The sequence below is a fragment of the Nocardia sp. NPDC006044 genome (assembly GCF_042871115.1).
GTDB lineage: Bacteria > Actinomycetota > Actinomycetes > Mycobacteriales > Mycobacteriaceae > Nocardia.
Genome location: NZ_JBIAID010000001.1, coordinates 3197741 through 3219985 on the forward strand (window position 1 = coordinate 3197741; position 22245 = coordinate 3219985).

Below are 22245 nucleotides of genomic sequence, written 5' to 3' on the forward strand. Positions count from 1 at the left end.
GATCGGTGCCGAAGGCCGCGTCGAAGGACGCGGCCGACGAGCCCGTCGGTTACCAGACCACGACCGAGCGCAGTACGTCGCCGTGATGCATGGCGGTGAACGCCTTCTCGACCTCGTCGAGTGAGATCCGTTCGGTGACAAAGCGGTCCAACGGGAGGCGGCCCTGCCGGTAGAGGTCGATCAGCATCGGGAAGTCGCGCTCGGGGAGGCAATCGCCGTACCAGGACGATTTGAGTGCGCCGCCGCGGGAGAACAGGTCGATCAGCGGCAGGTCCAGGGTCATCTCCGGCGTGGGTACGCCGACCAGCACGACGGTGCCGGCCAGATCGCGGCCGTAGAAGGCTTGCTTCCAGGTCTCAGGGCGGCCGACAGCATCGATGACGACATCGGCGCCGAAGCCGTCGGTGAGTTCCTGGATCCGCTCGACCACGTCCGCGGTGCGCGCGTCGATCACATGGGTAGCGCCGAATTCACTGGCCCAGGCCAGCTTTCGCGCGTCACGGTCGATGGCGATGATCGTCTTGGCGCCGGCCAGGAGCGCTCCGGCGATCGCGGCGTCGCCGACCCCGCCGCAGCCGATGACGGCGACGCTGTCGCCGCGCGACACGTTACCGGTGTTCATCGCCGCCCCGATGCCCGCCATGACGCCGCAGCCGAGCAGACCGGCGATGGCGGGGTCGGCCTCGGGATCGACGTTCGTGCACTGCCTTTCGTGGACCAGGGTCTTGTCCGCGAAGGCGCCGATGCCCAGGGCGGGGGTCAGCTCGGTGCCGTCGGTGAGGGTCATCTTCCGGCTGGCGTTGCTGGTGTCGAAGCAGTACCAGGGACGGCCGCGTCGGCAGGCCCGGCATTCTCCGCACACCGCGCGCCAGTTCAGCACGACGAAATCGCCCACGGTCACGTGGGTTACGGCCGGTCCGACGGTCTCCACGACTCCGGCCGCCTCGTGGCCGAGCAGGAACGGGAACTCGTCGTTGATGCCGCCCTCGCGGTAGTGCAGGTCGGTGTGGCACACCCCGCACGCCTGCACGCGCACGACGACGTCGTGTGGTCCGGGGTCGGGGATGACCACGTCGACGATCTCGACCGGCGTTCCTTGGCGACGGGCGATGACTCCGCGCACGGTTTCGGACACGAATCCTCCTACAGGGTTGCGATGGCCGCCGGCCGCCGCTCGATCTGCTTGCGGTAGCGGGTGAACAGGCGGGCGTTGTCGATGGCGAACACGGCGACCGGCTCGCCGGCGCGTTCGTAGAGTGCGGTGCACGACGGGGTGGTCGGGTCCCCGTCGACGAAGCGCACCGCGTCGCCGGGCAGGCGGTGGCCGGCGAACTGGATCATGCGGCCGTACTGGCGGGACCAGAAGTAGGTGTTCGGGACGTTCGCGGCTGGTTCGCCGACAATGGCCGCCGCGGCGACGCGCGCTTGAGCGGTGGCGTTCGACCAGTGCTCACTGCGGTGGTGCGTGCCCAAGGCGTCCTGAAAGGCGCGGGCGCAGTCGCCGATCGCGTAGATGCCGGGAATCGCTGTGCGGCAGCGGGAATCGGTGACGAACCCGTTGTCGATGCGCAGGCCGGAGTCCTGAGCCCACTCGGTGTTGGGGGTCGCGCCGATGCCGATGACCACGGCGTCGGCGGGGAGCAGGCCGCCGTCGGTGAGGCGGACCGCGCTGACGCGTTCGCCGCCGAGGAATTCGGTCACTGCGACGCCGGTGCGTAGCTGAACGCCGTTGGCCGCGTGCAGATCCGCGCACAGCGCCCCGAGCCGCGGGCCGAAAACCCCGGACAGGGGATCGGCTGCCAGTTCGACGATGGTGACTTGCACGCCGAGAGTGGCTGCGGTCGAAGCTATTTCGGCGCCGATGAGACCGGCGCCGATAATGACCATTCTGCGTGCGGTACGCAACGCGGTCCGGATTGCCCGCGCATCGTCGATCGTGCGCAAAGTATGAACGCCGCCGAGCCCGCGAGCGCCGGGCAGCGTGCGGGCCCGCGCGCCGGTGGCCAGCACCAGCGACCGCCCAGCGACCACCGTGCCGTCGTCCAGCGTAACGCCGGGACCTATTGCGGTAGAGGAGATTCCGACAGCGCGCCGCCCGAGCATCCAGTGCGCGCCGAGGTCGTCGCCCAGGGCGAGATCGACCTCGCCGTGCAGGAATTCCTTCGACAGCGGCGGCCGGTCGTACGGCGGGTGAATCTCATCGCCGACCACCGTGATCTCGCCGCCGTAGCCGCGTTCGCGGAGGTCACGCACCAGCGAGAATCCGGCGAGCGACGCGCCGGCGACGACCACACTCATGACGGTTCCGCCGTAACCACGATGTCGCCGTCGAGCACCCGCACCGGGTATGTGCGCACCGCGACCTTGGCCGGCGGCCCGGAGACCCGGCCGGTGCGCAGGTCGAAACATGACTCGTGCAACGGACATTCGACCGTGCAGTTCTCCACCCAGCCGTCGGCCAGTGACGCATCCTGGTGGGTGCACGTGTCGTCGATCGCGAACAGGCCCTCGTCGGTGTGGAACACCGAGATCGGCGTCCCGCCCTCGGTGCGCGCGGTGGCGACCTCGCCGACCGGCAGGTCCGCGAGGCGGGCGACGAACAATTCCGTGCCGGGGCTCGCCGTGTGCTTCGCAAGGGATTCCATAGACCCTCCATGAGTTGCTTAGAGCGCAACATATATCGCGATACGCAACAGTGTGCGGTAGCGCGAGGTTGCCGTCAACCCCCTGAATTCCCCGGTAAACACTGGGTTTCCAACGGTTGACAGCGTGCCACGACAGGCGGACTATTTGTTGCGTAATACGAATTCGTTGCGCTACTAGCAACAACGGAGGCACCCTTTGGCTCACCCGAAAGTCGTTATCATCGGAGCCGGGATCGTCGGGGCATCGCTGGCCGACGAAATGACCGCACGGGGCTGGGCCGACATCACCGTGCTCGATCGCGGGCCGCTGTTCACCACCGGCGGATCCACTTCGCACGCACCAGGTTTGGTGTTCCAGACGAACCCGTCCAAGACCATGACCGAATTCGCGCGCTACACCACCGAGAAGTTCGGCGCGCTGAGCCACCCCGACGGCCCCGCGTTCGACGCGGTCGGCGGGCTCGAGGTGGCGACCACGCCGCAGCGCTGGCGGGATCTGCACCGCAAGTTCGGCTGGGCACAGTCGTGGGGAATCGAGGGGCGCCTGCTGGATGCGTCCGAATGTGCGGCCCTGTACCCGCTGCTCGATGCCGACCATTTTATCGGCGGATTCCACACTCCGGCAGACGGTTTGGCGAATGCGGTGCGGGCGGTGCAGGCGCAGGCGCAGGCCGCCGCCGGTCGCGGCGCACGCTTCCTGCCCCACCAGGAAGTCCTCGCGATCACCGAAAGCGGCGGCCGGGTGACCGGTGTGCAGACGGCGGACGGCGCCATCGCAGCGGACATCGTCGTCTGCGCGGCCGGTTTCTGGGGCGCGGAACTGGCGAAGCGGACCGGTCTGGTCCTGCCGCTGGTCCCGATGGCACACCAGTACGCCAAGTCGGGGTCGCTGGCCCCGCTAACCGCCAGTCCCCGCGATACCGCCCGCCTGCCGATCCTGCGACACCAGGATCAGGACCTTTACTACCGGGTACACGGTGACCGCCTCGGCATCGGCTACTACGGCCACCAGCCGATGCCGGTGGACATGTCCACCCTGTCCGCGGCCACCGCCGGCGAAGCGATGCCCTCGATGCTGCCGTTCACCGAGGCCGACTTCGTTCCCGCCTGGCGCGAATCCATGGAACTGCTCCCGGCGCTAGGGGATTCGAAGCCGGAGGAGGGGTTCAACGGGATCTTCTCGTTCACCCCCGACGGTTTCTCGATCATCGGGGAGCATCGCGACCTCGCCGGATTCTGGGTCGCGGAGGCCGTGTGGGTCACCCATTCGGCCGGTGTGGCCAAAGCGACCGCCGAATGGATCATCGATGGCGCGCCGGGCACCGACGTGCACGAGTGCGATCTGTATCGATTCGAAGACGTCGCGCGCAGCGGGGAATTCATCATGCAGACGAGTTCGCAGGCCTTTGTCGAGGTCTACGACATCATCCATCCGCACCAGTACCGAACGGCCTTGCGCGGTCTGCGTACCAGTCCCTTCTATGCCCGGCAGCAGGAAATGGGCGCGTTCTTCTTCGAGGGTGGCGGCTGGGAGCGACCCGCGTGGTATGAAGCCAACGCGGAACTGGCACAACGACTTCGCGACGACGGAGTTCCGTTCCCGGAGCGCGACGAATGGTCGGGCAACTTCTGGTCGCCCATCTCCATCGCCGAGGCGCGCTGGACCCGCGAACGGGTCGCGATGTACGACATGACCCCGTTGACCCGCTACGAGGTCGCCGGACCCGGTGCACTCGAACTCCTGCAACGACTCACCACGAACAATCTGGACAAGTCCGTCGGCTCGGTCACCTACGCGCTGGTGCTCGACGAAACCGGCGGTATCCGCAGCGATGTCACCGTCGCCCGGCTCGAACCGCAACGCTTCCAGGTCGGCGTGAACGGCCCGATGGATTTCGACTGGTTCACCCGGCACCTGCCGGCCGACGGCTCGGTGACGCTGCGCGACATCACCGGGGGCACCTGCTGTATCGGCGTCTGGGGGCCCAACGCGCGGGATCTGGTGCAGCCGTTGTGTTCCGGCGACCTGTCGCACCAGTCGTTCAAGTACTTCCGCGCACTGCAGACCTATCTCGGTGCTATTCCGGTCACCCTGATGCGCGTCTCCTACGTCGGCGAGCTCGGCTGGGAGATCTACGCGACCGCCGAATACGGCAACGCGCTATGGGATCTGCTGTGGGAGGCGGGTCGGGCGCACGAGGTCATCGCGGCCGGCCGGATCGCGTTCAACAGCCTGCGCATCGAAAAGGGCTACCGCAGTTGGGGAACCGATATGACCGCCGAACACCGGCCCGCCGCGGCCGGACTCGACTTCGCGGTCCGGATGACCAAGCCCGACTTCATCGGCAAGCGCGCGCTGGAGCAGGCCGGCCCACCGGCGAAGCTGCTGCGCAGCATCGTCTTCGAGAGTCCGGCGGCGGTAGTCCTCGGCAAGGAACCGGTCTACGTCGACGGCCTGCTGGGCGGATACGTGACCAGCGCGGGCTATTCGGCCACCATCGGTCGCAGCATCGCCTACGCGTGGCTGCCCGCCTCGGTCGTCGTCGGCGACGTGGTCGAGGTCGAATACCTCGGCACGCGCCACCGCGCGAGGGTGCACGCGGAGCCGGTGGTCGATCCCGAGATGTCCAGGATCAGGAGGTAGCGAGATGGCTACGGCGACAACGGGCTACGACGTCATCGTGATCGGCGTCGGCGGCATGGGCAGCGCCGCCGCCTATCACCTCGCGGCGCGCGGGCAGCGGGTGCTCGGGCTGGAAAAATTTACGCCCGCACACAATCGGGGTTCGAGCCACGGTGGTTCGCGCATCGTCCGGCAGTCCTATTTCGAAGACCCGGCCTACGTTCCGCTGCTGCTGCGTGCGTACGAACTCTGGGCGAAGCTGGCGGCGGACTCCGACCGCGAGGTCATCCGGCTCACCGGCGGCCTCTACCTCGGCCCGCCGGACAGCCTGACGGTCGCGGGCAGCCTGCGGGCGAGCCGCGAATGGTCACTGCCGCACGAACTGCTCGACGCCGCGCAGATCAAGCGGCGCTTCCCGAACTTCACTCCCGCGCCGGACGACATCGGGATCTATGAGTCCAACGGCGGATTCGCCCGCCCCGAACTGACGGTGCAGGCCCACATCGATCTGGCCCTGCGCGCCGGCGCCACGCTGTCGTTCGGCGAAGAGGTGATCAGCTGGGCCGAAACCGATTCCGGCGTCACGGTGACCACGGCCAGGGCCACCTATCACGCGGACCAGCTCCTGATCTGCCCCGGCGCCTGGGCGCCGAAGCTGCTGGCCGAGTTCGGCATTCCGATCACCATCGAACGCCACGTCCTCTACTGGTTCGATCCGATCGGCGGTGCCGCGGCCTTCGCGGACCAGCCGATCTACATCGCGGAGGACGACTCCGGCATGCAGATCTACGGCTTCCCCGCCATCGACGGACCGGCGGGCGGGGTGAAGACCGCGTTCTTCCGCAAAGGGACCGTCTGCACTCCGGAAACCATCGACCGCGTGGTCCACCCGGACGAGATCGACACGATGCGCGACCGGGCCGCCGCCCTGATCCCCGCCGTGGCCGGTCCGTGTGTCCACACCGCCACCTGCATGTACTCCACCACCCCCGACGAGCACTTCGTCATCGCCCGCCACCCCGGCGGCGACCGGATCACCATCGCCTGCGGCTTCTCCGGCCACGGCTTCAAATTCGTCCCGGTGGTGGGCGAGATCCTGGCCGATCTCGTCATCGACGCGACCACCAGGCACCCGATCGCCCTATTCGACCCGCAGAGGCTGGTGACCAGTGAAAACAGCATCGCATAGCGATCCGACGCAGGGCGGCGACCGCGCGGGCGGGCCGGCCGACCTGTCGCCGGTGACCACACCGGCCCTGATTCCCACGCTCGGCGGCAAGTGGTACGTCGATGACGCCATCTTCGCGGCCGAGCAGGAACAGCTCTTCGAACGAATGTGGTTCTGCGCCATCCGAACCGGCGACCTCGCCGACCCCGGCCAGTTCAGGCGAGTCCAGGTAGGGCGCGAAAGCGTGCTGATCGTGCGCGGCCGCGACGGCGCGCTGCGCGCGTTCCTGAACATCTGCCGCCACCGCGGCGCGATGCTGTGCACCGAGGACCAGGGCCAGGTTCGCCGCAATCTGCAATGTCCGTACCACGCCTGGACCTACGGCCTGGATGGCAAGCTGGTCGCCGCGCCGAACATGGCCGCACTGAGGGATGCCACCGGCGCCGACATCGACCGCGTCGCCTACGGCCTGATTCCGGTCGCTCTCCGTGAGTGGCTCGGCTACGCCTGGGTCTGCCTGGCCGACGAGCCGCCCTCGTTCGAGCACGACGTGATGGGCGCGGTCACCGAGCGCCTCGGCGACCCGGCCGCCATCGACGCCTACGAGATCGACACCCTGGCGGTGGGCCGCCGGGTGGTCTACGACGTCGCGGCCAACTGGAAGCTCATCGTGGAGAACTTCATGGAGTGCTACCACTGCGCGACCATCCACCCCGAACTCACCGAGGTGCTGCCCGAATTCGCGGAGGGACTCGCCGCCCAGGTGTTCGTCGGCCACGGCGCGGAATTCGGCGCCGATATCGCCGGATTCACCGTCGACGGCTCGCCGGGTTTCGACCGGTTGCCCGGAGTTACCCCGGAACAGGACCGCCGCTACTTCGCGATCACCGTCCGGCCGACCGTTTTCGTCAATCTGGTCCCGGATCACATCATTTTCCACCGAATGTTCCCCATGTCGGCGGACCGAACTATCGTCGAGTGTGATTGGTTGTATACCAAGGATGTGGTTGCCGCGGGACGCGATGTGTCCCGCTCCGTCGAATTGTTCCATCGGGTGAACGAACAGGATTTCGCGGCATGTGAGCGAACGCAACCCGCAATGTCGTCGCGCGCCTACCGTAAGGGCGGGGTGCTGGTGCCCGCCGAGCATCACATCGCGGAGTTCCACGAGTGGTTGTCCTGTCGGATCGGTGACGTGAGGTGACGTGTGATGAATGGTGATCCGGATCTACTCATCGGCGGTCGATGGACGCACGCGTCGGACGGCGGCGTGCGGCAGATCATCGACCCGGCGACCGGCACCGTGGTGGCGACCGTGGACGAGGCGACCCCGGCCGACGCGCGTGACGCCGTGGCGGTCGCCCGCACCACCTTCGACGAGGGAGGGTGGGCCGCGACCCCGGTCGCCGAGCGGTCCGCGCTGCTGCTGCGGATCGCCGACCTGCTGTCCCGCGACAAGGACCGGCTGGCCCGGTTGGAGACGGCGGACACCGGAAAGACGTTGGTGGAGAGCGAGATCGACATCGATGACGTCATCTCTGTGTTCCGCTACTACGCGAACGCCGTCGCCGTGCAGGCCGACCGGCTGATCGATGTGGGCGACCCGGCGGTGATCAGCCGGGTGATCCGCGAGCCGATCGGTGTCTGCGTGCTCATCGCGCCGTGGAACTATCCGCTGCTCCAGATGTCGTGGAAGGTCGCGCCCGCGCTGGCCGCGGGCTGCACGATGGTGCTCAAGCCGAGCGAGGTCACCCCGCTCACCACCATCGAATTCGCGCGGCTCGCCGAGGAGGCGGGGGTACCCGCCGGTGCACTGAACCTGGTCCAGGGCAGCGGCGCGGTGCTCGGCGCGGCGCTGACCGACAACCCCGACGTCGACTTCATCTCGTTCACCGGCGGCCTGGCGACCGGCCGGACGATCAGCAACGTGGCCGCCGAACACGTCACCAAGGTGGCGGTGGAACTCGGCGGCAAGAACCCGCACATCGTGTTCGCCGACGCCGACTGGGAAAGCGCCGTCGACCACGTCCTGACCGGCGTGTTCCTGCACTCCGGGCAGGTCTGTTCGGCGGGCACCCGGTTGATCGTCGAGGAGTCCATCGCCGAGGACTTCGTCGCGGAACTGGCGAGCCGGGCCGAGCGGATCCGGGTCGGCCCTGGCCTCGACCCGGCCAGCGAAACCGGTCCGCTGGTCTCCGTCGAACACCGCGCCAAGGTGGAAGCCTATGTCGCGCTGGGCATCTCGGAGGGTGCGAAGCTGGTGACCGGCGGTGCGCGGCCGACCGACCCCGCCTTGCAGGACGGCAGCTACTACCTGCCGACGATCTTCGACCGGTGCGATCGCTCGATGCGCATCGTGCGGGAGGAGACCTTCGGCCCGATCCTCACGGTCGAGCGATTCAGCACCGAGGCCGAGGCGATCCGGCTCGGCAACGACACCGAATACGGCCTCGCCGCGGGCGTGCGCACCGCGGATCCGGCGCGCGGCGAGCGGGTGGTGCGCGCGCTGCGCCACGGCACGGTGTGGCTCAACGACTTCGGCTATTACACCGCCGGTGCGGAATGGGGCGGGTTCAAGCAGTCCGGCAACGGACGCGAACTCGGCCCGACCGGCCTGGCCGAATATCAGGAAATCAAACACATTTGGCACAACACGGCACCGAAGCCGGCGGAGTGGTTCAAGGGCGTCTGATCGTAAGCAGCAAATCTCGGCCGGACAGCCCGTACGGCCGCCCGCGAAAGGCACGGTAAGCAATGGTGGTTCAGGAACACGGTGTGTCCGATGACAGCGGAATGGAGGATTTCGGCTACAAGGAATCCCTCGACCGAAGTATCGGGAAGTTCGCCAGTTTCGCGGCGGGGGTCAGCTATATATCGATCCTCACCGGCACGTTTCAGCTGTTCTATTTCGGTTTCGGCAGCGCGGGTCCCGCGTATCTGTGGTCGTGGCCGATCGTTTTCGTCGGGCAGCTGGCTGTCGCACTGTGCTTCATGGAGCTCGCCGCGCGCTATCCGGTGGCCGGCTCGGTCTACAACTGGTCCAAACAGCTCGGCAGCAGAATCGTCGGCTGGTCGTCGGGCTGGTTGATGCTGACCGCGTCGATCGTGACGCTGTCCGCGGTGGTGCTCGCGCTCCAGCTGAACCTGCCCCGGCTGTGGAGCGGCTTCCAGCTCATCGGGGACGGCAGCGGCGAGCACGACTACGCCACCAACGCGGTGGTGCTCGGCACGATCATGATCATCTTCACCACCACGATCAACGCGCTCGGCGTCCGGCTGATGGCGATGATCAACAGCGCCGGCGTGTTCATCGAGCTCATCGCGGCGGTGCTGATCGCGATCATCCTGGCGGCCAACGCGACGCGCGGCCCGCAGGTGTTCTTCTCCACGCACGGCTACGGCGCGGGGGAGTCCGGCGGTTACCTCGGCGCGTTCCTGGTCGCCTCGCTGGCCTCCGGCTATGTCATGTACGGCTTCGATACCGCGAGTTCGCTCGGCGAGGAGACGGTGGAACCGCGGCGGACCGCGCCCAAGGCCATCTTGCGCGCCGTGCTCGCGTCCTTCGTGATCGGCGGCGCGATCCTCGCCTTCGCGGTGATGGCGGCGCCAGATCTCGACGACCCGCAGATCGGCAGCTCCAGCGGCGGCCTGCAATACATTGTCGAGCAGGTGATGTGGGGCCCGCTCGGCACGATCTTTCTGTGCTGCATCGTGGTCGCGGTGACCGTGTGCTCGCTCGCCGTGCACACCGCCGCCATCCGGCTCACCTTCGCCATGGCCAGGGACAACGCACTGCCGTTCGGCGAGAAGCTCGCCCGGGTGCATCCGAAGACCCAGACGCCGGTCATCCCGGCCGTGCTGATCGGCGTGCTCGCCGCGCTCATCCTGGTGATCAATATCGGCCAGCCGAAGATCTTCACGGTGCTCACCTCGATCGCGATCATCATGATCTACCTGGCGTACCTGATGGTGACCGGGCCGATGCTCAAGCAGCGGCTGCGCGGGCAGTGGCCGCCGAAAGAGCTTGCGGCGGGCGGATATTTCACCATGGGGCGCTGGGGAATGATCGTCAATATCGTCGCCGTGGTGTGGGGCATCGGGATGGCGCTGAACCTGGCCTGGCCGCGCGCATCCGTCTATGGCACGCCCTGGTACAACACCTGGGGTGCGTTCGTCTACATCGGCGCGATCCTCGGCGCCGGTCTGCTCTGGTACATCCTGAAGGGCCGCAAGCGAATCGGCACTCTGGCTTCCCACGCAGCGGAGGTACGCAATGTCTGACGCCGTGTTCGACTACGTGATCGCGGGTGGCGGGACCGCCGGGTGCGTGCTCGCCGCCCGGCTCAGCGAGGACCCGCGGGTAACGGTGTGCCTGCTGGAGGCGGGCCCGTCCGACGTCGGCGATCGGGCCATCCTCGAACTCGCGCAGTGGATGCATCTGCTCGATTCCGGCTACGACTGGGACTATCCGGTCGAGCCGCAGGAGCGCGGGAACAGCTTTCTGCGCCACGCCCGCGCGAAGGTCCTCGGCGGATGTTCCTCGCACAACTCGTGTATCGCGTTCTGGCCGCCCGCCGAGAATCTCGACGAGTGGGCGGCATTGGGCGCGAAGGGCTGGGGCGCGGCGGACGTGCTGCCCTACGTGACCCGGCTGGAGAACAACGACGCGCCCGGCGACCAGCACAGTCGCAGCGGCCCGGTCCGATTGCGCGACGTGCCGCCCGACGACCCGTGCGGCGTCGCGGTGCTCGCGGCGGCCGCGGCGGTCGGGCTGCCGACGGTGCGGTTCAACCGGGGCGCGACCGTGCGCAACGGGGCGGGCTGGTTCCAGATCAACGCCGCCGAAGACGGCACGCGCATGTCGACATCGCACGCGTACCTGCACCCGGTGCTGGATTCGCGCCCGAATCTGGAGGTGCGCACCGACTGCTGGGTCAGCGAGATCCTGTTCGACGACGCGCGCGCCGCGACCGGCGTGCGATATCTGCGCCCCGACGGCATCGGCTACGACACCGTCTCCGCGCGCCGCGAGGTGATCGTCACGGCCGGCGCCATCGATACGCCGAAGCTGTTGATGCTGTCCGGGATCGGGCCCGCCGAGCACCTGCGCGAGATCGGCATCCCGGTGCTGGCCGACTTGCCCGGCGTGGGCGCGAACCTGGACGACCACGTCGAAGGCCTGGTGTTCTGGGACGCCGCCCGGCCGATGGTCACGACCTCGACGCAGTGGTGGGAGATCGGCATCTTCGCCACGCTCGACGAGTCGCTGCGGGTGCCGGACGTGATGATGCACTACGGCAGCGTGCCGTTCGACATGAACACGCTGCGCCGCGGCTACCCGACCACCGACAACGGCTTCTGCCTGACCCCCAACGTCACGCAGGGCCGTTCGCGCGGCACGATCCGGTTGCGCAGCCGCGACTTCCGCGACCGGCCGAAGGTCGACCCCCGCTACTTCACCGATCCGGACGGCCACGACGAACGGGTGATGCTGGCCGGGGTCCGGCTGGCCCGCAAGATCGCCGAGCAGTCCCCGCTGCGCGAGTGGATCGCCGCCGAGCTCGCGCCCGGCCCGGACGCGACCTCCGACGACGAACTGCTGAGCTACATCCGCGCCACCCACAACACGGTGTACCACCCGGCCGCCACGGCCAGGATGGGCGCGGTGGACGATCCGCTGGCGGTGCTCGATCCGGAGCTGCGGGTCAAGGGGGTGTCGCGGCTGCGGGTGGTCGACGCGTCCGCGATGCCGAAATTGCCCGCGGTGAACCCGAACATTACTGTCATGGCCATGGCGGAGAAGTGCGCGGATCTCGTCCGGACCACGTGAGCCGGACATGTCTGCGGAGGGCGAACTAGCCGCGTTCCTCGGCGGGCACGCGCCGTTCCAGTCGATGACCGCCGCCGATCTCGACCGGCTCGCCGCGGCCTCGTCTTTGCACGAGTTCGCGGCGGGCGCGGTGATCAGCGACTACTCGGCGCAGGTGCCCGACGACATCTGGATGGTGTGGACCGGCCGGGTCATCCTGCGGCGCAACGGTCCCGACGCCGCCGCCTCGTCGCTGTCGGACGACAGCCGCACGATCGACACCGTCGAGGCAGGCGGGATCTTCGGCTACGTGCCGCTGCTCACCGGCGGCAGCGCCGAATTCGTCGCGCTGGCCACCGAGACCAGCCTGTTGATCCGGTTGCCCGGCGAGCACGTCCGCGCGCAGTTCGCGCAGCCGGACGGGCTGGCCTTTCTGGCGTCGTCGGCGTGGAAGACGGTGTCCGGCAACCGAACCCCGATGGCGCAGGTGCTCGGCACCCGCCCGGCGAGCGAACTCGTCTCGGCGCAGCCGATTTTCGTGACACCGGAGACCAGCGTCCGGGAGGCGGTGATCCGGATGACCGAGCAGCGGGTCACGGCGGTGCTGATCCGGTTGCCGGACGGGGATTTCGGCATCTTCACCGATCAGGATCTGCGGGCCGAGGTGGTGGCGGCGGGGCTGCCGGTCGACCTGCCGATCGCGCGGGTGATGAGCGCGCCGGCCCGGCGGGTGAGCGCCGATCTGTCCGCCGAGACCGTGCTGATGGAGATGCTGGAGAGCGGGTTGCGGCACCTGCCGGTGGTCACCCGGCGGGGTGAGGTGCTCGGCGTCCTCGAGGACTCGGACCTGCTCGCGGCCTCCGCGCGGCAGAGCTTCGCCCTGCGCCGGGCGATCGGCGCGGCCGCCGACGCGGCGCGACTGCAAGTGGCGGCCCGCGAAATCCCCGGCACCACGGTCGATCTGTTCCGCAACGGCACCAAAGCGTCCGCGACGAGCGGCATCCTCTCCGTGGTCATCGACTCGGTGGTGCGCAAGGCGCTCGAGCTCGCGATCGCCGAGTCCGGCGACGCGCCGCAGGGTGGCTTCGCCTGGCTCACCCTCGGCAGCATCGCCCGGCGCGAGGCGATGCCGTCCTCGGATGTGGACAGCGCGCTGTCCTGGGACGATGAATTGTCCACGGCCAGTGGGCAACTGCGCGCCATCGCCGAACGCACGCACGCCATCCTCGACGCCTGCGGACTGCCCGCGGACAGCAATGGAGCGATCGCCGCGAAGCCGAAATTCGCGCGCTCCCGGTCGGAGTGGACGAGGGCGGCGACGCGCTGGTTGGACGATCCGCTCGTCGATCGCGGGTTGGTCATGTCGTCGTTGCTGATCGACGGGCGCGTGGTCTGGGGCGATCCGGGCCTGCACGCGGTGCCCGCGGCCTTCGCCCGGATGCGCGCCGACTATCCGAACGCGTTGCGCCTGCAACTGCTCGACGCGCTGTCCGGACGGGTCCGGGCGCGCTCGCTGCGCGACGTCCTGTCCCGGCGTGGCGGCACCTTCGACCTGAAGACGCACGCGCTGGTCCCGATCGTTAACCTGGCCCGCTGGGGCGGGCTGGCGGCCGGCGTGACGGCCGCGGCGACGCCGGTGCGGCTGGCCGCGGCGGCGACGGCCGGGGTGATCGCCGATCGCGACGCGGCGGTGCTCACCGAGGTGTTCGTCATGTTGCAGCGCATGCGGATGGTGCATCAGGTCGAGCAACTGTCCGCGGGCCACCGGCCCGGCGATGTGGTGGTGATGGCGGAGCTGTCGCCCCTGAACCGGAGTTTGCTGAACGACGCGCTGCGCGAGATCGCGGCCGTCCAGCGACGCGTCCGCGGGATCGCGATGCCCTCGGCCTAGAATGACGGCGTCATGGCAAAACAGGATGGTGAGGACCCGGGCCGGGCCGCTGCGGTGCAGTCGGTCGACCGCGCACTGCTCGTGCTGGAGATCATCGCCAAGCTCGGCCAGGCGGGTGTCACGGAGATTGCCGCCGAACTCGGTGTGCACAAATCTACCGTTTCCCGGCTGATCGCCGTGCTGGAATCGCGCGGTTACGTCGAGCAGCTCTCCGACCGCGGCAAGTACCGGCTCGGCTTCTCCATCGTCCGGCTGGCCGGATCCACCAGTGCGCAGGTCGATTTGGTCGGTCAGAGTCAAGGCGCCTGCAACGAACTGGCCGCCCGGACCGGCGAGACCACGAATATCGCTGTGCTGGACGGTAATCGGATCATCAACATCGTGGAGGCGGCCGGCACCGGGTCGATCGCGCTGCGCTCCTGGGTCGGGCAGAGCTGCCCGGCGCACGCCACGTCGAGCGGGAAGGTGCTGCTGTCCGGTCTCGAACCGGCGGCGCTGCGCAAGCAGGTCGGCCCGAAGCTGGAGTCCTTCACCGCGAACACGCTGACCAAGGTCGCCGACCTCGCCGCGCAGCTGGTGGAGGTGCGGGAGAACGGATGGGCAAGTGTGCGTGAGGAACTGGAGGTCGGCCTGAACGCGGTCGCCGCTCCGGTGTTCGACAGCAACGGGGTTATCGTTGCCGCGCTGAGCGTTTCGGGTCCGGCCTATCGGCTCGGTCCGGATCTGTTCGCGCCCACGGCCGCGCTGGCCATCGCGAGCGCCGCGGACATCAGTCACCGGCTCGGCTACTTCGGCTGAGCGGGCCGGTGCGGTTCGCCATTGACAACCCGCGCGGCCGACGATAATACTATGTTGCATATCGCGCGCCTGTTGCGCTATATGCAACAAATATCGGTATCCATCAACTGAATATCGCCGCACACGCAGCGGGAGATCTCCATCCGTTCGATGGAGAGCCGAAGGAGCAACACCTCCCGGGAATCTCTCAGGCCCAGTACCGCTACGCACAAGGCAACTCTGAAAAGTAGTGCACCACGCACTCGCCGACGGGGCAAACGCGCGACGCGTGAATCTCTCAGGCCATAGGACAGAGCGGGAGGAGCCACCCCCACGCATCCGCGAAAGGCTCCCCATGGCTGATCCTGCCTCTGCCCTGCGCACCGAACTCGATGTCTCGCTGCGCGAGTTCGACCCGGTCGTCGCCGCTCTGGTCGACCAGGAGACCAGCCGCCAGCAACGCGGACTGGAAATGATCGCCTCGGAGAACTACGCGCCGCTCGCGGTGATGCATGCCCAGGGCACGGTGCTCACCAACAAATACGCCGAAGGCTATCCGGGGCGCCGCTACTACGGCGGTTGCGAATACGTCGACGAGATCGAAACCCTGGCCATCGAGCGGCTGCGTTCGCTGTTCGGCGCCGAATACGTGAACGTGCAACCGCATTCGGGGGCGCAGGCGAACGCGGCGGTCATGCACGCGCTGCTGCGGCCCGGCGACGGCATTCTCGGCCTGGCGCTCGACCACGGTGGCCACCTCACCCACGGCATGAAGATCAACTTCTCCGGCCGGCTGTACAACGTTGCGGCATACCATGTTCGGGCCGAGGACCAGCTCATCGATATGGCCGAGGTAGCGCGGCTCGCGCACGACCATCAGCCGAAGCTGATCGTGGCCGGCTGGTCGGCCTACCCGCGGCAGCTCGACTTCGCCGAATTCCGGCGCATCGCCGACGAGGTCGGCGCGTACCTGATGGTCGACATGGCGCACTTCGCCGGCCTGGTGGCGGCCGGGCTGCATCCGTCGCCGGTGCCGCACGCGCACGTCGTCACCTCGACCACGCACAAGACGCTGGGCGGGCCGCGCGGCGGATTCATCCTCGCCACCGCGGATTTGGGCAAGAAACTGGATTCGGCGGTGTTCCCCGGCCAGCAGGGCGGCCCGCTCGAGCACGTGATCGCCGCGAAGGCGGTCGCGTTCAAGATGGCGGCCGAGCCGGCCTTCCGCGACCGGCAGGAGCGAACCCTCGCGGGTGCCCGGATCCTCGCCGACCGGCTGCTGGCCGAGGACTGCCGGGCAGCGGGCATCGGCGTGGTCAGTGGCGGCACCGACGTGCACCTGGTGCTGGTCGACCTGCGCGCGGCGCGGCTGGACGGCAAGCAGGCCGAGGATCTCCTGCACACCCTCGGAATCACGGTGAACCGCAATGCGATTCCGTTCGATCCGCGTCCGCCGATGATCAGCTCCGGGCTGCGGATCGGCACACCGGCGCTGGCCGCCCGCGGCTTCGATGCCGCGGCGTTCACCGAGGTCGCCGATATCATCGCGACCGCGCTGAGCGGCGGCGCGCCCACGCAGGCGCTGACCGCGCGGGTGGACGCGCTCGCGCAGCGGTTCCCGCTGTACCTCGGCGTGCGGAACCCGGCGTGACGATCAGCGTATTCGACCTGTTCCGGGTCGGTATCGGGCCGTCGAGTTCGCATACCGTGGGGCCGATGCGCGCCGCGGCGGCGTTCGTCGAGCGGCTGAAGGACGCCGACGTGCTGCACCGGACCGCCGCGCTGCGGGTGCAGCTCTACGGCTCGCTCGGCGCGACGGGCCGCGGGCACGGGAGTGTCGAGGCGATCGTGGCCGGGCTGGCCGGCGCGCAGCCGGAGACCATCGACCCGGACACGATGGCCGCCACCGTCGCCACGGCGCGCGCCGACGGCCGGTTGTATCTCGGTGGCGTGCAGCCGATCGCGTTCGCCGTCGACCGCGATGTGGAACTGCTCGGGTTGACCCGCTTGGACTTTCACACCAACGGGATGCGGTTCGCCGCGTACGACGACGCGGGTCAGGTGCTGCGCGAACGCCAGTACTTCTCGGTGGGCGGCGGTTTCGTGCTCGATGAGGACGAGATCGAGGGCCGGACCGTCGAAGCCCCGGTCTCCGTGACGCATCCGTTCCGCTCGGCGGACGAACTGCTCTCGATCACCGCGGCCACCGGCAAGTCGATCAGCGATATCGTGCTGGCCAACGAAATGTCCTGGCGCAGTGCGGATCAGGTGCGGGCGGACCTGCTCGGCATCTGGCAGGTGATGCGCGGCTGCGTCGACCGCGGGATGTCGGCCAGGGGAGTGCTGCCGGGTTCGCTTCGGGTGCGGCGGCGCGCGGCGACCCTGTTCGAGCGGCTCGGCGCCGAGGCCGAGGACAACGATCCGCTGCGCGCGATGGAGTGGGTCACCCTGTACGCGATGGCGGTCAACGAGGAGAACGCCGCGGGCGGCCGGGTCGTCACCGCGCCGACCAACGGCGCGGCGGGCATCATTCCCGCTGTGCTGCACTACATTCAGCGATTCGTCGGCGGCGCCGACGAGGACAGCGTGGTCGAATTCCTGCTCACCGCGGGCGCGATCGGCCAGCTCATGAAGGAGAACGCGTCGATCTCCGGCGCCGAGGTCGGCTGCCAGGGCGAGGTCGGTTCGGCCTGCGCCATGGCCGCGGCAGGTCTGGCCGCCGTGCTCGGCGGCACGCCCGCGCAGATCGAGAACGCCGCCGAGATCGGCATGGAACACAACCTCGGCCTCACCTGCGACCCGATCGGCGGACTCGTGCAGATCCCGTGCATCGAACGCAACGGCATCGCCGCGGTGAAGGCGATCACCGCCGCCCGCATGGCCATTCGCGGTGACGGCATGCACCACGTGTCGCTGGATCAGGTCATCCAGACCATGCGCGCGACGGGAGCCGACATGCTCGACAAGTACAAGGAGACCTCGCGCGGCGGGCTGGCGGTGGCCGTCGTCGAGTGCTGAGTTCAGCGGGCGGGGAAGCGGATGATCCGGTCGTCGCCGGTGCGGACATCGCCGCGGCCGTCGGTGTTGGAGGTGGTGAGCCACAGCGAGCCGTCCGGCGCGACCTGCGGGGTGCGCAGCCGGCCGTATCGGTCGCGCAGCTGTGCCACCGGCTTGCCGAGCGTGCCGTCGGCCACCTGCGGAATCGTCCAGAGCCGCTCGCCGCGTAACGCCGCGACGTACAACGTGTTCGCGGTGATCGCCAGTCCGGACGGCGAGGCTTCGCTGGTCGCCCAGGTGATCAGCGGGTTCGTGTAGCGGCCGCCCTGGGTGTCGCCCTTGCCCTCGACGACCGGCCAGCCGTAGTTGCGTTTCGGCTGGATCAGGTTGATCTCGTCGTAGGTGTCCTGGCCGAACTCGGTCGCGTAGAGCCTGCCGGCCGAGTCCCAGGCCAAGCCCTGGACGTTGCGGTGGCCGAGGCTGTAGACCGGTGAATTCGGCGTGGGATTGCCGGGCGCCGGTTTGCCGTCCGGGTCCAGCCGGAGAATCTTGCCGTTCGGACTCGCCGCGTCCTGGGCCCGGCTCGACTGCCCGGCGTCGCCGGTGCCGACATACAGCATGCCGTCCGGGCCGAAGGCGATTCGGCCGCCATTGTGAATGGTGTTCTTCGCGATGCCTTTGAAGATCACCTCCGGCTGGCCGTCCAGCCGGAAACGCACGATCCGATTATCGCTACTGCTGGTGAAATAGGCGTAGACGTAACCGTTTTCGGCATACTTCGGCGAGACCGCGAGGCCGAGCAAGCCGCCCTCGCCGCGCGCCACCACGCCGGGCACTCGATACGCCTGGGTGGGCGCCGAGCCCGGCGTGATCCGCGTGATCACCCCGGTGTTGCGCTGCGCGACCAGCGCGGAACCGCCCGGCAGGAAGCTCAGGCCCCATGGCACGGAGATGTCGCGGGCGAGTTCTTCCGGTGCGTTGAGGTCCGGGACGCCGACCGGCTGCGCGACGGAACCGGGCACTGCGACGAAAAGCGCTGTCGCCACCGCGATCACAGCGGTGCCGGCGAATTGTGCCGCACTTCGAAGTGTCGAAGTCATGCCTAAGTAGAACCCCATCCGACTGATCAACTCGACTGGCGAGCGACTGGGGATGTGAGTGCGACCGGACGAGCGGGAAACTCGCCCGGTCGCATGACCCGTAATTCGATGTGCCCGAATCAGGCGTCCGGCACGATCACGACTTTGCCGGTGACCGTGCGGGATTCGGCCAGCTCGAGCGCCTTCGCCGCCTGGCTCAACGGAATTCGCGCCGCCACCTGCGCGCGCAATGTCCCCTCGGCGGCCAGGTCGAAGACCGCGCCGAGGTCCTCGTGGACGCGGTTGCGGAACTTGGTCAGGTTGCGCTTGCCCGCCCACAGGTTGTAGAAGTGCGCATTGCGCTTGTTGGGCAGCGCGTTCCATGCCATCAGCTGAGCGAACAGCTTCAGCACCGGCAGCCGCGAGTTGCCCTCCTCGTCCTTGGTCGAGGCGGTCCCGTAGGCGACCAGCGTGCCGTGCGGGGCGAGCAGCCCGAACGAATCGACGATGCCGGGACCGCCGACGTGATCGAACACCGCGTCCACGCCCTGCGGCGCGAGCGCCCGGACCTGAGCCACCACGTCGCCGCGGTAGTCGACCGGGGTGGCGCCGAGCGCCTCGACGGCCGCCGCGTGCCGGGCCGACGCGGTGCCGATCACCCGGATGCCCGCGGCGCGGGCCAGCTGGACCAGGGTCGAGCCGACGCCGCCGTTGGCGCCGTGCACCAGGATGGTCTCGCCGCGCTTCACCTTCGCCGTCCGGTACAGCATCTGCCAGGCCGTAATGCCGTTCACCACAAAGGTTTCCGCCTCGGCCGCGTCGAGCGACGCCGGCACCGGGACGAGGTCGGCGGCGTCGAGCACGACGTGGCTGGCCCAGCCGCCGGTCTTGGTCAGCGCGGCCACCCGGCGACCGACGAGTGCCTCGTCGACCGACGATCCGGTCGTGATGACCGTGCCGACCAGGTCGTAGCCCGGCACGAAGGGGAACGGCGGCTGGTCGTAGTACTTGCCGCGGCGCATCTGCTGCTCGGCGAACGAGACGCCGGACGCGTCCACCCGGACCACGACCTGGTCGGCGCCCAGCGGCGGCAGCTGCCGCTCGGTGACCTGCAGGCCGCTCGGCTCGACCAGGCCGGGCAGGACGATCTCGACGGCGGTGACGGGCTTGGTGCTGATCATGATGACTCCTAGTGTGTGACTGGTCAGTCACTCGATGTGCCGGAAAAGGGCCCCGCGAGCGGGGCTCGGTCTGTCTAGTGGGTGTCGGGGTGGCGCATGCCTTCGGTGAGCATCGCGGCCCAGTCGCCGTCCTGGTGGTCGAGTTCGAGGGTGACGATGAGGTGGCAGAGCTGGCCGTAGGCCATGAACCGTTGCACCGCGCTGTTCGCGGCGCCGGACCTGGTCTTCGCGAAGGTGGTCACCTTGGCGAGTCCTCGGCGCATGGCGTCCGCGATCTCCGGGATATCCGCCGCCGACTGCGCGTGGACCTGCAGCATGAGCAGGCTCCGGTCCGCGATGAGGTCGGCGTACGCGCCGCCCATGGCGTACAGAATCTCGTCCGGGCTCTCGCCGTCGGCCCGCGCCGCGCCCGCCGAAAGTGCTTGCACGACAAGCTCGAAGCAACGGTCGATCGCCGCCACGAAGAGGGCGATCTTGCCGGGGAACAGCTTGAAGACGTAGGCCGGGGAGATCTCCGCCTTCGCCGCCACGTTGTTGATCGGCGTGCCGTGGTAGCCGGTGCGGGCGAACTCGATGATCGCCGCATCGACAACCGCGTCCCGCCGAACCTCCGACGTGGAGAGTGTCGCGCCGCGCTTTGCCATGTGAGTGACTGTACACTCACTCTTCGCTGAACGTCAACCGAAGGCCGTCAAACGCCCGATTCGATAACGCCCTACCAGCGAATTCGGGGGATAGTGGAGAGGTGTCCGTTGACGAGAGCGCCGAGCCGGAGTGCCTGGGCGCACCGGTCGGGCGGCGTGTGGTGCTGGGATTGCTCGCCGCGGGGGCCGCGGGTGTGCTCGGCGGCGCATCGATTCAGCGGGGGTTGTCGGCAGTGCTCGGTCCGATCGGCAACCGCGATCCGACCGGATTGGTCGGACTTCTGCCGGTGGGCAACACCTTTCGCTTCTACTCCGTCACCAGCAGCGTGCCGCGGCGCGACGCGAGCGACTATCGGCTGGACATCACCGGACTGGTCGACGCGCCCCGCAGTCACACCCTCGGTGACCTGCAGGCGATGCCACAGCAGGAGCTGGTGCGCGACTTCCAGTGCGTCACCGGTTGGCGGGTACCCGAGGTGCGCTGGCGCGGTGTGCGTCTCGCCGATCTGCTCGACGACGCCGGCGTGCACCAGAAGGCGCGCGCTGTGCGGTTCACCTCGTTCGACGGCACGTATTCCGAGAGCCTCACGCTCGAGCAGGCCAGGCGCTCCGACGTGCTCGTCGCGCTGGAGATGCTCGACGGCCCGGTAACCCACGATCACGGGGGTCCGGTCCGGCTCTATGTCGCGCCGATGTACGGATACAAAAGCATCAAGTGGCTCGCCGGCATCGAGTTGACCAAGGACGTCGTGCCCGGCTACTGGGAGCGCCGGGGCTACTCGATCGACGGGTGGGTCGGCCGATCGAACGGACGTGACGATGACCCGACCGGCTGACCGCGACCTGCACCGGTTCACCCTGGCCGAACGCTGGGTGCATTGGCTGGCCGGTGTGCTCGTGCTGATCTGCGTGCTCACCGCCGCGATCCTCTACCTCGGCCCGCTCGCCGTGCTCGTCGGCAACCGCCAGATCGTCGAAACCGTCCACGTCTACTGCGGATTCGCGTTGCCGGTGCCCATCGTCGCCGGCCTGCTCTCGCGCGCCTACCGCGCCGATCTGTCCCGGCTGAACCGCTTCACCCGATCCGACTGGCGGTGGCTGCGCGAGAAGGGACGCCGTCTGTCCGGCGACGGCGTCGGAAAGTTCAACGCCGGACAGAAACTCAACGCGGCACTGAGCGCCGGATCGATCCTCGTCCTGCTCGGCACCGGCGTGCTCATGTACTTCCCGGACTGGACCCGCCTCGCCTGGCGCACCGGCGCGACCCTGATGCACGACTGGTTCGCGCTGGCCTTCGGCCTGCTCGTCGCCGGCCACATCGGCTACGCGCTGCGGGACGCGGAAGCTATGCGCGGCATGCTCAGTGGAAAGGTCACCAAGACCTGGGCCGAGCAGGAGCACGAGCGGTGGGCCGCGGAGCACGACCGGTAA

At 68.5% G+C, this 22245-nt stretch carries 18 protein-coding genes and 1 riboswitch; of the genes, 12 read left to right on the forward strand and 6 right to left on the reverse strand.

Annotated features, from left to right (window positions below; translation table 11 throughout):
* Positions 1-49 precede the first annotated feature (49 nt).
* Genes ACFYO1_RS14550 through ACFYO1_RS14560 form a run of 3 tightly spaced genes read right to left on the reverse strand, consistent with a single transcriptional unit; the run spans position 50 to position 2645 of the window.
* Entirely contained in the window at positions 50-1135 is a 1086-nt protein-coding gene (locus ACFYO1_RS14550) for an S-(hydroxymethyl)mycothiol dehydrogenase (RefSeq protein WP_387230658.1), read from the reverse strand.
* Between the two features lie 8 nt (positions 1136-1143).
* The gene (locus ACFYO1_RS14555; protein WP_387230660.1) at positions 1144-2298 is read right to left on the reverse strand and encodes an NAD(P)/FAD-dependent oxidoreductase; all 1155 of its coding nucleotides are present in this window, start codon (positions 2296-2298) and stop codon (positions 1144-1146) included.
* The gene (locus tag ACFYO1_RS14560; protein WP_387230662.1) at positions 2295-2645 is read right to left on the reverse strand and encodes a bifunctional 3-phenylpropionate/cinnamic acid dioxygenase ferredoxin subunit; all 351 of its coding nucleotides are present in this window, start codon (positions 2643-2645) and stop codon (positions 2295-2297) included. Before ACFYO1_RS14560 ends, ACFYO1_RS14555 begins: the two co-directional genes overlap by 4 nt.
* 196 nt (positions 2646-2841) lie before the next feature.
* Here ACFYO1_RS14560 and ACFYO1_RS14565 point away from each other — a divergent pair, with 196 nt between their 5' ends.
* From ACFYO1_RS14565 to ACFYO1_RS14610, 10 genes are all read left to right on the forward strand, one after another.
* Entirely contained in the window at positions 2842-5289 is a 2448-nt protein-coding gene (locus ACFYO1_RS14565; RefSeq protein ID WP_387230664.1) for an FAD-dependent oxidoreductase, read from the forward strand.
* A 4-nt stretch (positions 5290-5293) separates the two neighbouring features.
* Entirely contained in the window at positions 5294-6457 is a 1164-nt protein-coding gene (gene solA / locus ACFYO1_RS14570; RefSeq protein WP_387230666.1) for an N-methyl-L-tryptophan oxidase, read from the forward strand.
* 43 nt (positions 6458-6500) lie between these two features.
* The gene (locus ACFYO1_RS14575; RefSeq protein WP_387231873.1) at positions 6501-7640 is read left to right on the forward strand and encodes an aromatic ring-hydroxylating dioxygenase subunit alpha; all 1140 of its coding nucleotides are present in this window, start codon (positions 6501-6503) and stop codon (positions 7638-7640) included.
* 6 nt (positions 7641-7646) lie between these two features.
* Entirely contained in the window at positions 7647-9128 is a 1482-nt protein-coding gene (locus ACFYO1_RS14580) for an aldehyde dehydrogenase family protein (RefSeq protein ID WP_387230668.1), read from the forward strand.
* Between the two features lie 62 nt (positions 9129-9190).
* A complete protein-coding gene (locus tag ACFYO1_RS14585; RefSeq protein ID WP_387230670.1) occupies positions 9191-10717 on the forward strand; it encodes an APC family permease in 1527 nt (508 codons plus the stop codon).
* Positions 10710-12266, forward strand: a complete 1557-nt coding sequence (locus ACFYO1_RS14590; protein WP_387230672.1) for a GMC family oxidoreductase — start codon at positions 10710-10712, stop codon at positions 12264-12266. Before ACFYO1_RS14585 ends, ACFYO1_RS14590 begins: the two co-directional genes overlap by 8 nt.
* Before the next feature lie 7 nt (positions 12267-12273).
* Complete coding sequence (locus tag ACFYO1_RS14595) at positions 12274-14136, forward strand: putative nucleotidyltransferase substrate binding domain-containing protein (RefSeq protein ID WP_387230674.1); 1863 nt, start codon at positions 12274-12276, stop codon at positions 14134-14136.
* Between the two features lie 12 nt (positions 14137-14148).
* Entirely contained in the window at positions 14149-14934 is a 786-nt protein-coding gene (locus tag ACFYO1_RS14600) for an IclR family transcriptional regulator (RefSeq protein WP_387230676.1), read from the forward strand.
* Positions 14935-15143: 209 nt separating this feature from the next.
* Positions 15144-15237: riboswitch (glycine riboswitch) on the forward strand.
* A 31-nt stretch (positions 15238-15268) separates the two neighbouring features.
* The gene (glyA, locus tag ACFYO1_RS14605) at positions 15269-16564 is read left to right on the forward strand and encodes a serine hydroxymethyltransferase (protein WP_387230678.1); all 1296 of its coding nucleotides are present in this window, start codon (positions 15269-15271) and stop codon (positions 16562-16564) included.
* Positions 16561-17931, forward strand: coding sequence for an L-serine ammonia-lyase (locus ACFYO1_RS14610; RefSeq protein ID WP_387230680.1), 1371 nt, complete (start codon positions 16561-16563; stop codon positions 17929-17931). Before glyA ends, ACFYO1_RS14610 begins: the two co-directional genes overlap by 4 nt.
* Positions 17932-17933: 2 nt before the next feature.
* On the opposite strand, the gene ACFYO1_RS14615 is transcribed toward ACFYO1_RS14610, so the two are convergent.
* The 3 genes from ACFYO1_RS14615 to ACFYO1_RS14625 form a co-directional block, all read right to left on the reverse strand.
* On the reverse strand, positions 17934-19010 hold the full coding sequence (locus ACFYO1_RS14615; protein WP_387230682.1) for a PQQ-dependent sugar dehydrogenase: 1077 nt from the start codon (positions 19008-19010) through the stop codon (positions 17934-17936).
* 119 nt (positions 19011-19129) lie between these two features.
* Positions 19130-20170 carry a medium chain dehydrogenase/reductase family protein gene (locus ACFYO1_RS14620; protein ID WP_387230684.1) on the reverse strand — a complete coding sequence of 347 codons (1041 nt, stop codon included), beginning with the start codon at positions 20168-20170 and terminating at the stop codon, positions 19130-19132.
* Positions 20171-20244: 74 nt separating this feature from the next.
* Complete coding sequence (locus ACFYO1_RS14625) at positions 20245-20814, reverse strand: TetR/AcrR family transcriptional regulator (protein ID WP_387230686.1); 570 nt, start codon at positions 20812-20814, stop codon at positions 20245-20247.
* 101 nt (positions 20815-20915) lie between these two features.
* Between ACFYO1_RS14625 and ACFYO1_RS14630 the strand changes: the two genes are divergently transcribed.
* Positions 20916-21650 (forward strand): molybdopterin-dependent oxidoreductase, encoded by a 735-nt coding sequence (locus tag ACFYO1_RS14630; RefSeq protein ID WP_387230688.1) that lies wholly within the window; start codon positions 20916-20918, stop codon positions 21648-21650.
* Positions 21634-22245, forward strand: coding sequence for a cytochrome b/b6 domain-containing protein (locus ACFYO1_RS14635; protein ID WP_387230690.1), 612 nt, complete (start codon positions 21634-21636; stop codon positions 22243-22245). The genes ACFYO1_RS14630 and ACFYO1_RS14635 overlap by 17 nt, the downstream gene beginning before the upstream one ends.

Bases quoted from the DNA above. Each gene is read 5' to 3' on its own strand.
- ACFYO1_RS14555 (WP_387230660.1), bottom strand. From the start codon at position 2,298: ATGAGTGTGGTCGTCGCCGGCGCGTCGCTCGCCGGATTCTCGCTGGTG.
- ACFYO1_RS14560 (WP_387230662.1), bottom strand. From the start codon at position 2,645: ATGGAATCCCTTGCGAAGCACACGGCGAGCCCCGGCACGGAATTGTTC.
- solA (WP_387230666.1), top strand. From the start codon at position 5,294: ATGGCTACGGCGACAACGGGCTACGACGTCATCGTGATCGGCGTCGGC.
- ACFYO1_RS14580 (WP_387230668.1), top strand. From the start codon at position 7,647: ATGAATGGTGATCCGGATCTACTCATCGGCGGTCGATGGACGCACGCG.
- ACFYO1_RS14585 (WP_387230670.1), top strand. From the start codon at position 9,191: ATGGTGGTTCAGGAACACGGTGTGTCCGATGACAGCGGAATGGAGGAT.
- ACFYO1_RS14590 (WP_387230672.1), top strand. From the start codon at position 10,710: ATGTCTGACGCCGTGTTCGACTACGTGATCGCGGGTGGCGGGACCGCC.
- ACFYO1_RS14595 (WP_387230674.1), top strand. From the start codon at position 12,274: ATGTCTGCGGAGGGCGAACTAGCCGCGTTCCTCGGCGGGCACGCGCCG.
- ACFYO1_RS14600 (WP_387230676.1), top strand. From the start codon at position 14,149: ATGGCAAAACAGGATGGTGAGGACCCGGGCCGGGCCGCTGCGGTGCAG.
- glyA (WP_387230678.1), top strand. From the start codon at position 15,269: ATGGCTGATCCTGCCTCTGCCCTGCGCACCGAACTCGATGTCTCGCTG.
- ACFYO1_RS14615 (WP_387230682.1), bottom strand. From the start codon at position 19,010: ATGACTTCGACACTTCGAAGTGCGGCACAATTCGCCGGCACCGCTGTG.
- ACFYO1_RS14620 (WP_387230684.1), bottom strand. From the start codon at position 20,170: ATGATCAGCACCAAGCCCGTCACCGCCGTCGAGATCGTCCTGCCCGGC.
- ACFYO1_RS14625 (WP_387230686.1), bottom strand. From the start codon at position 20,814: ATGGCAAAGCGCGGCGCGACACTCTCCACGTCGGAGGTTCGGCGGGAC.
- ACFYO1_RS14635 (WP_387230690.1), top strand. From the start codon at position 21,634: ATGACCCGACCGGCTGACCGCGACCTGCACCGGTTCACCCTGGCCGAA.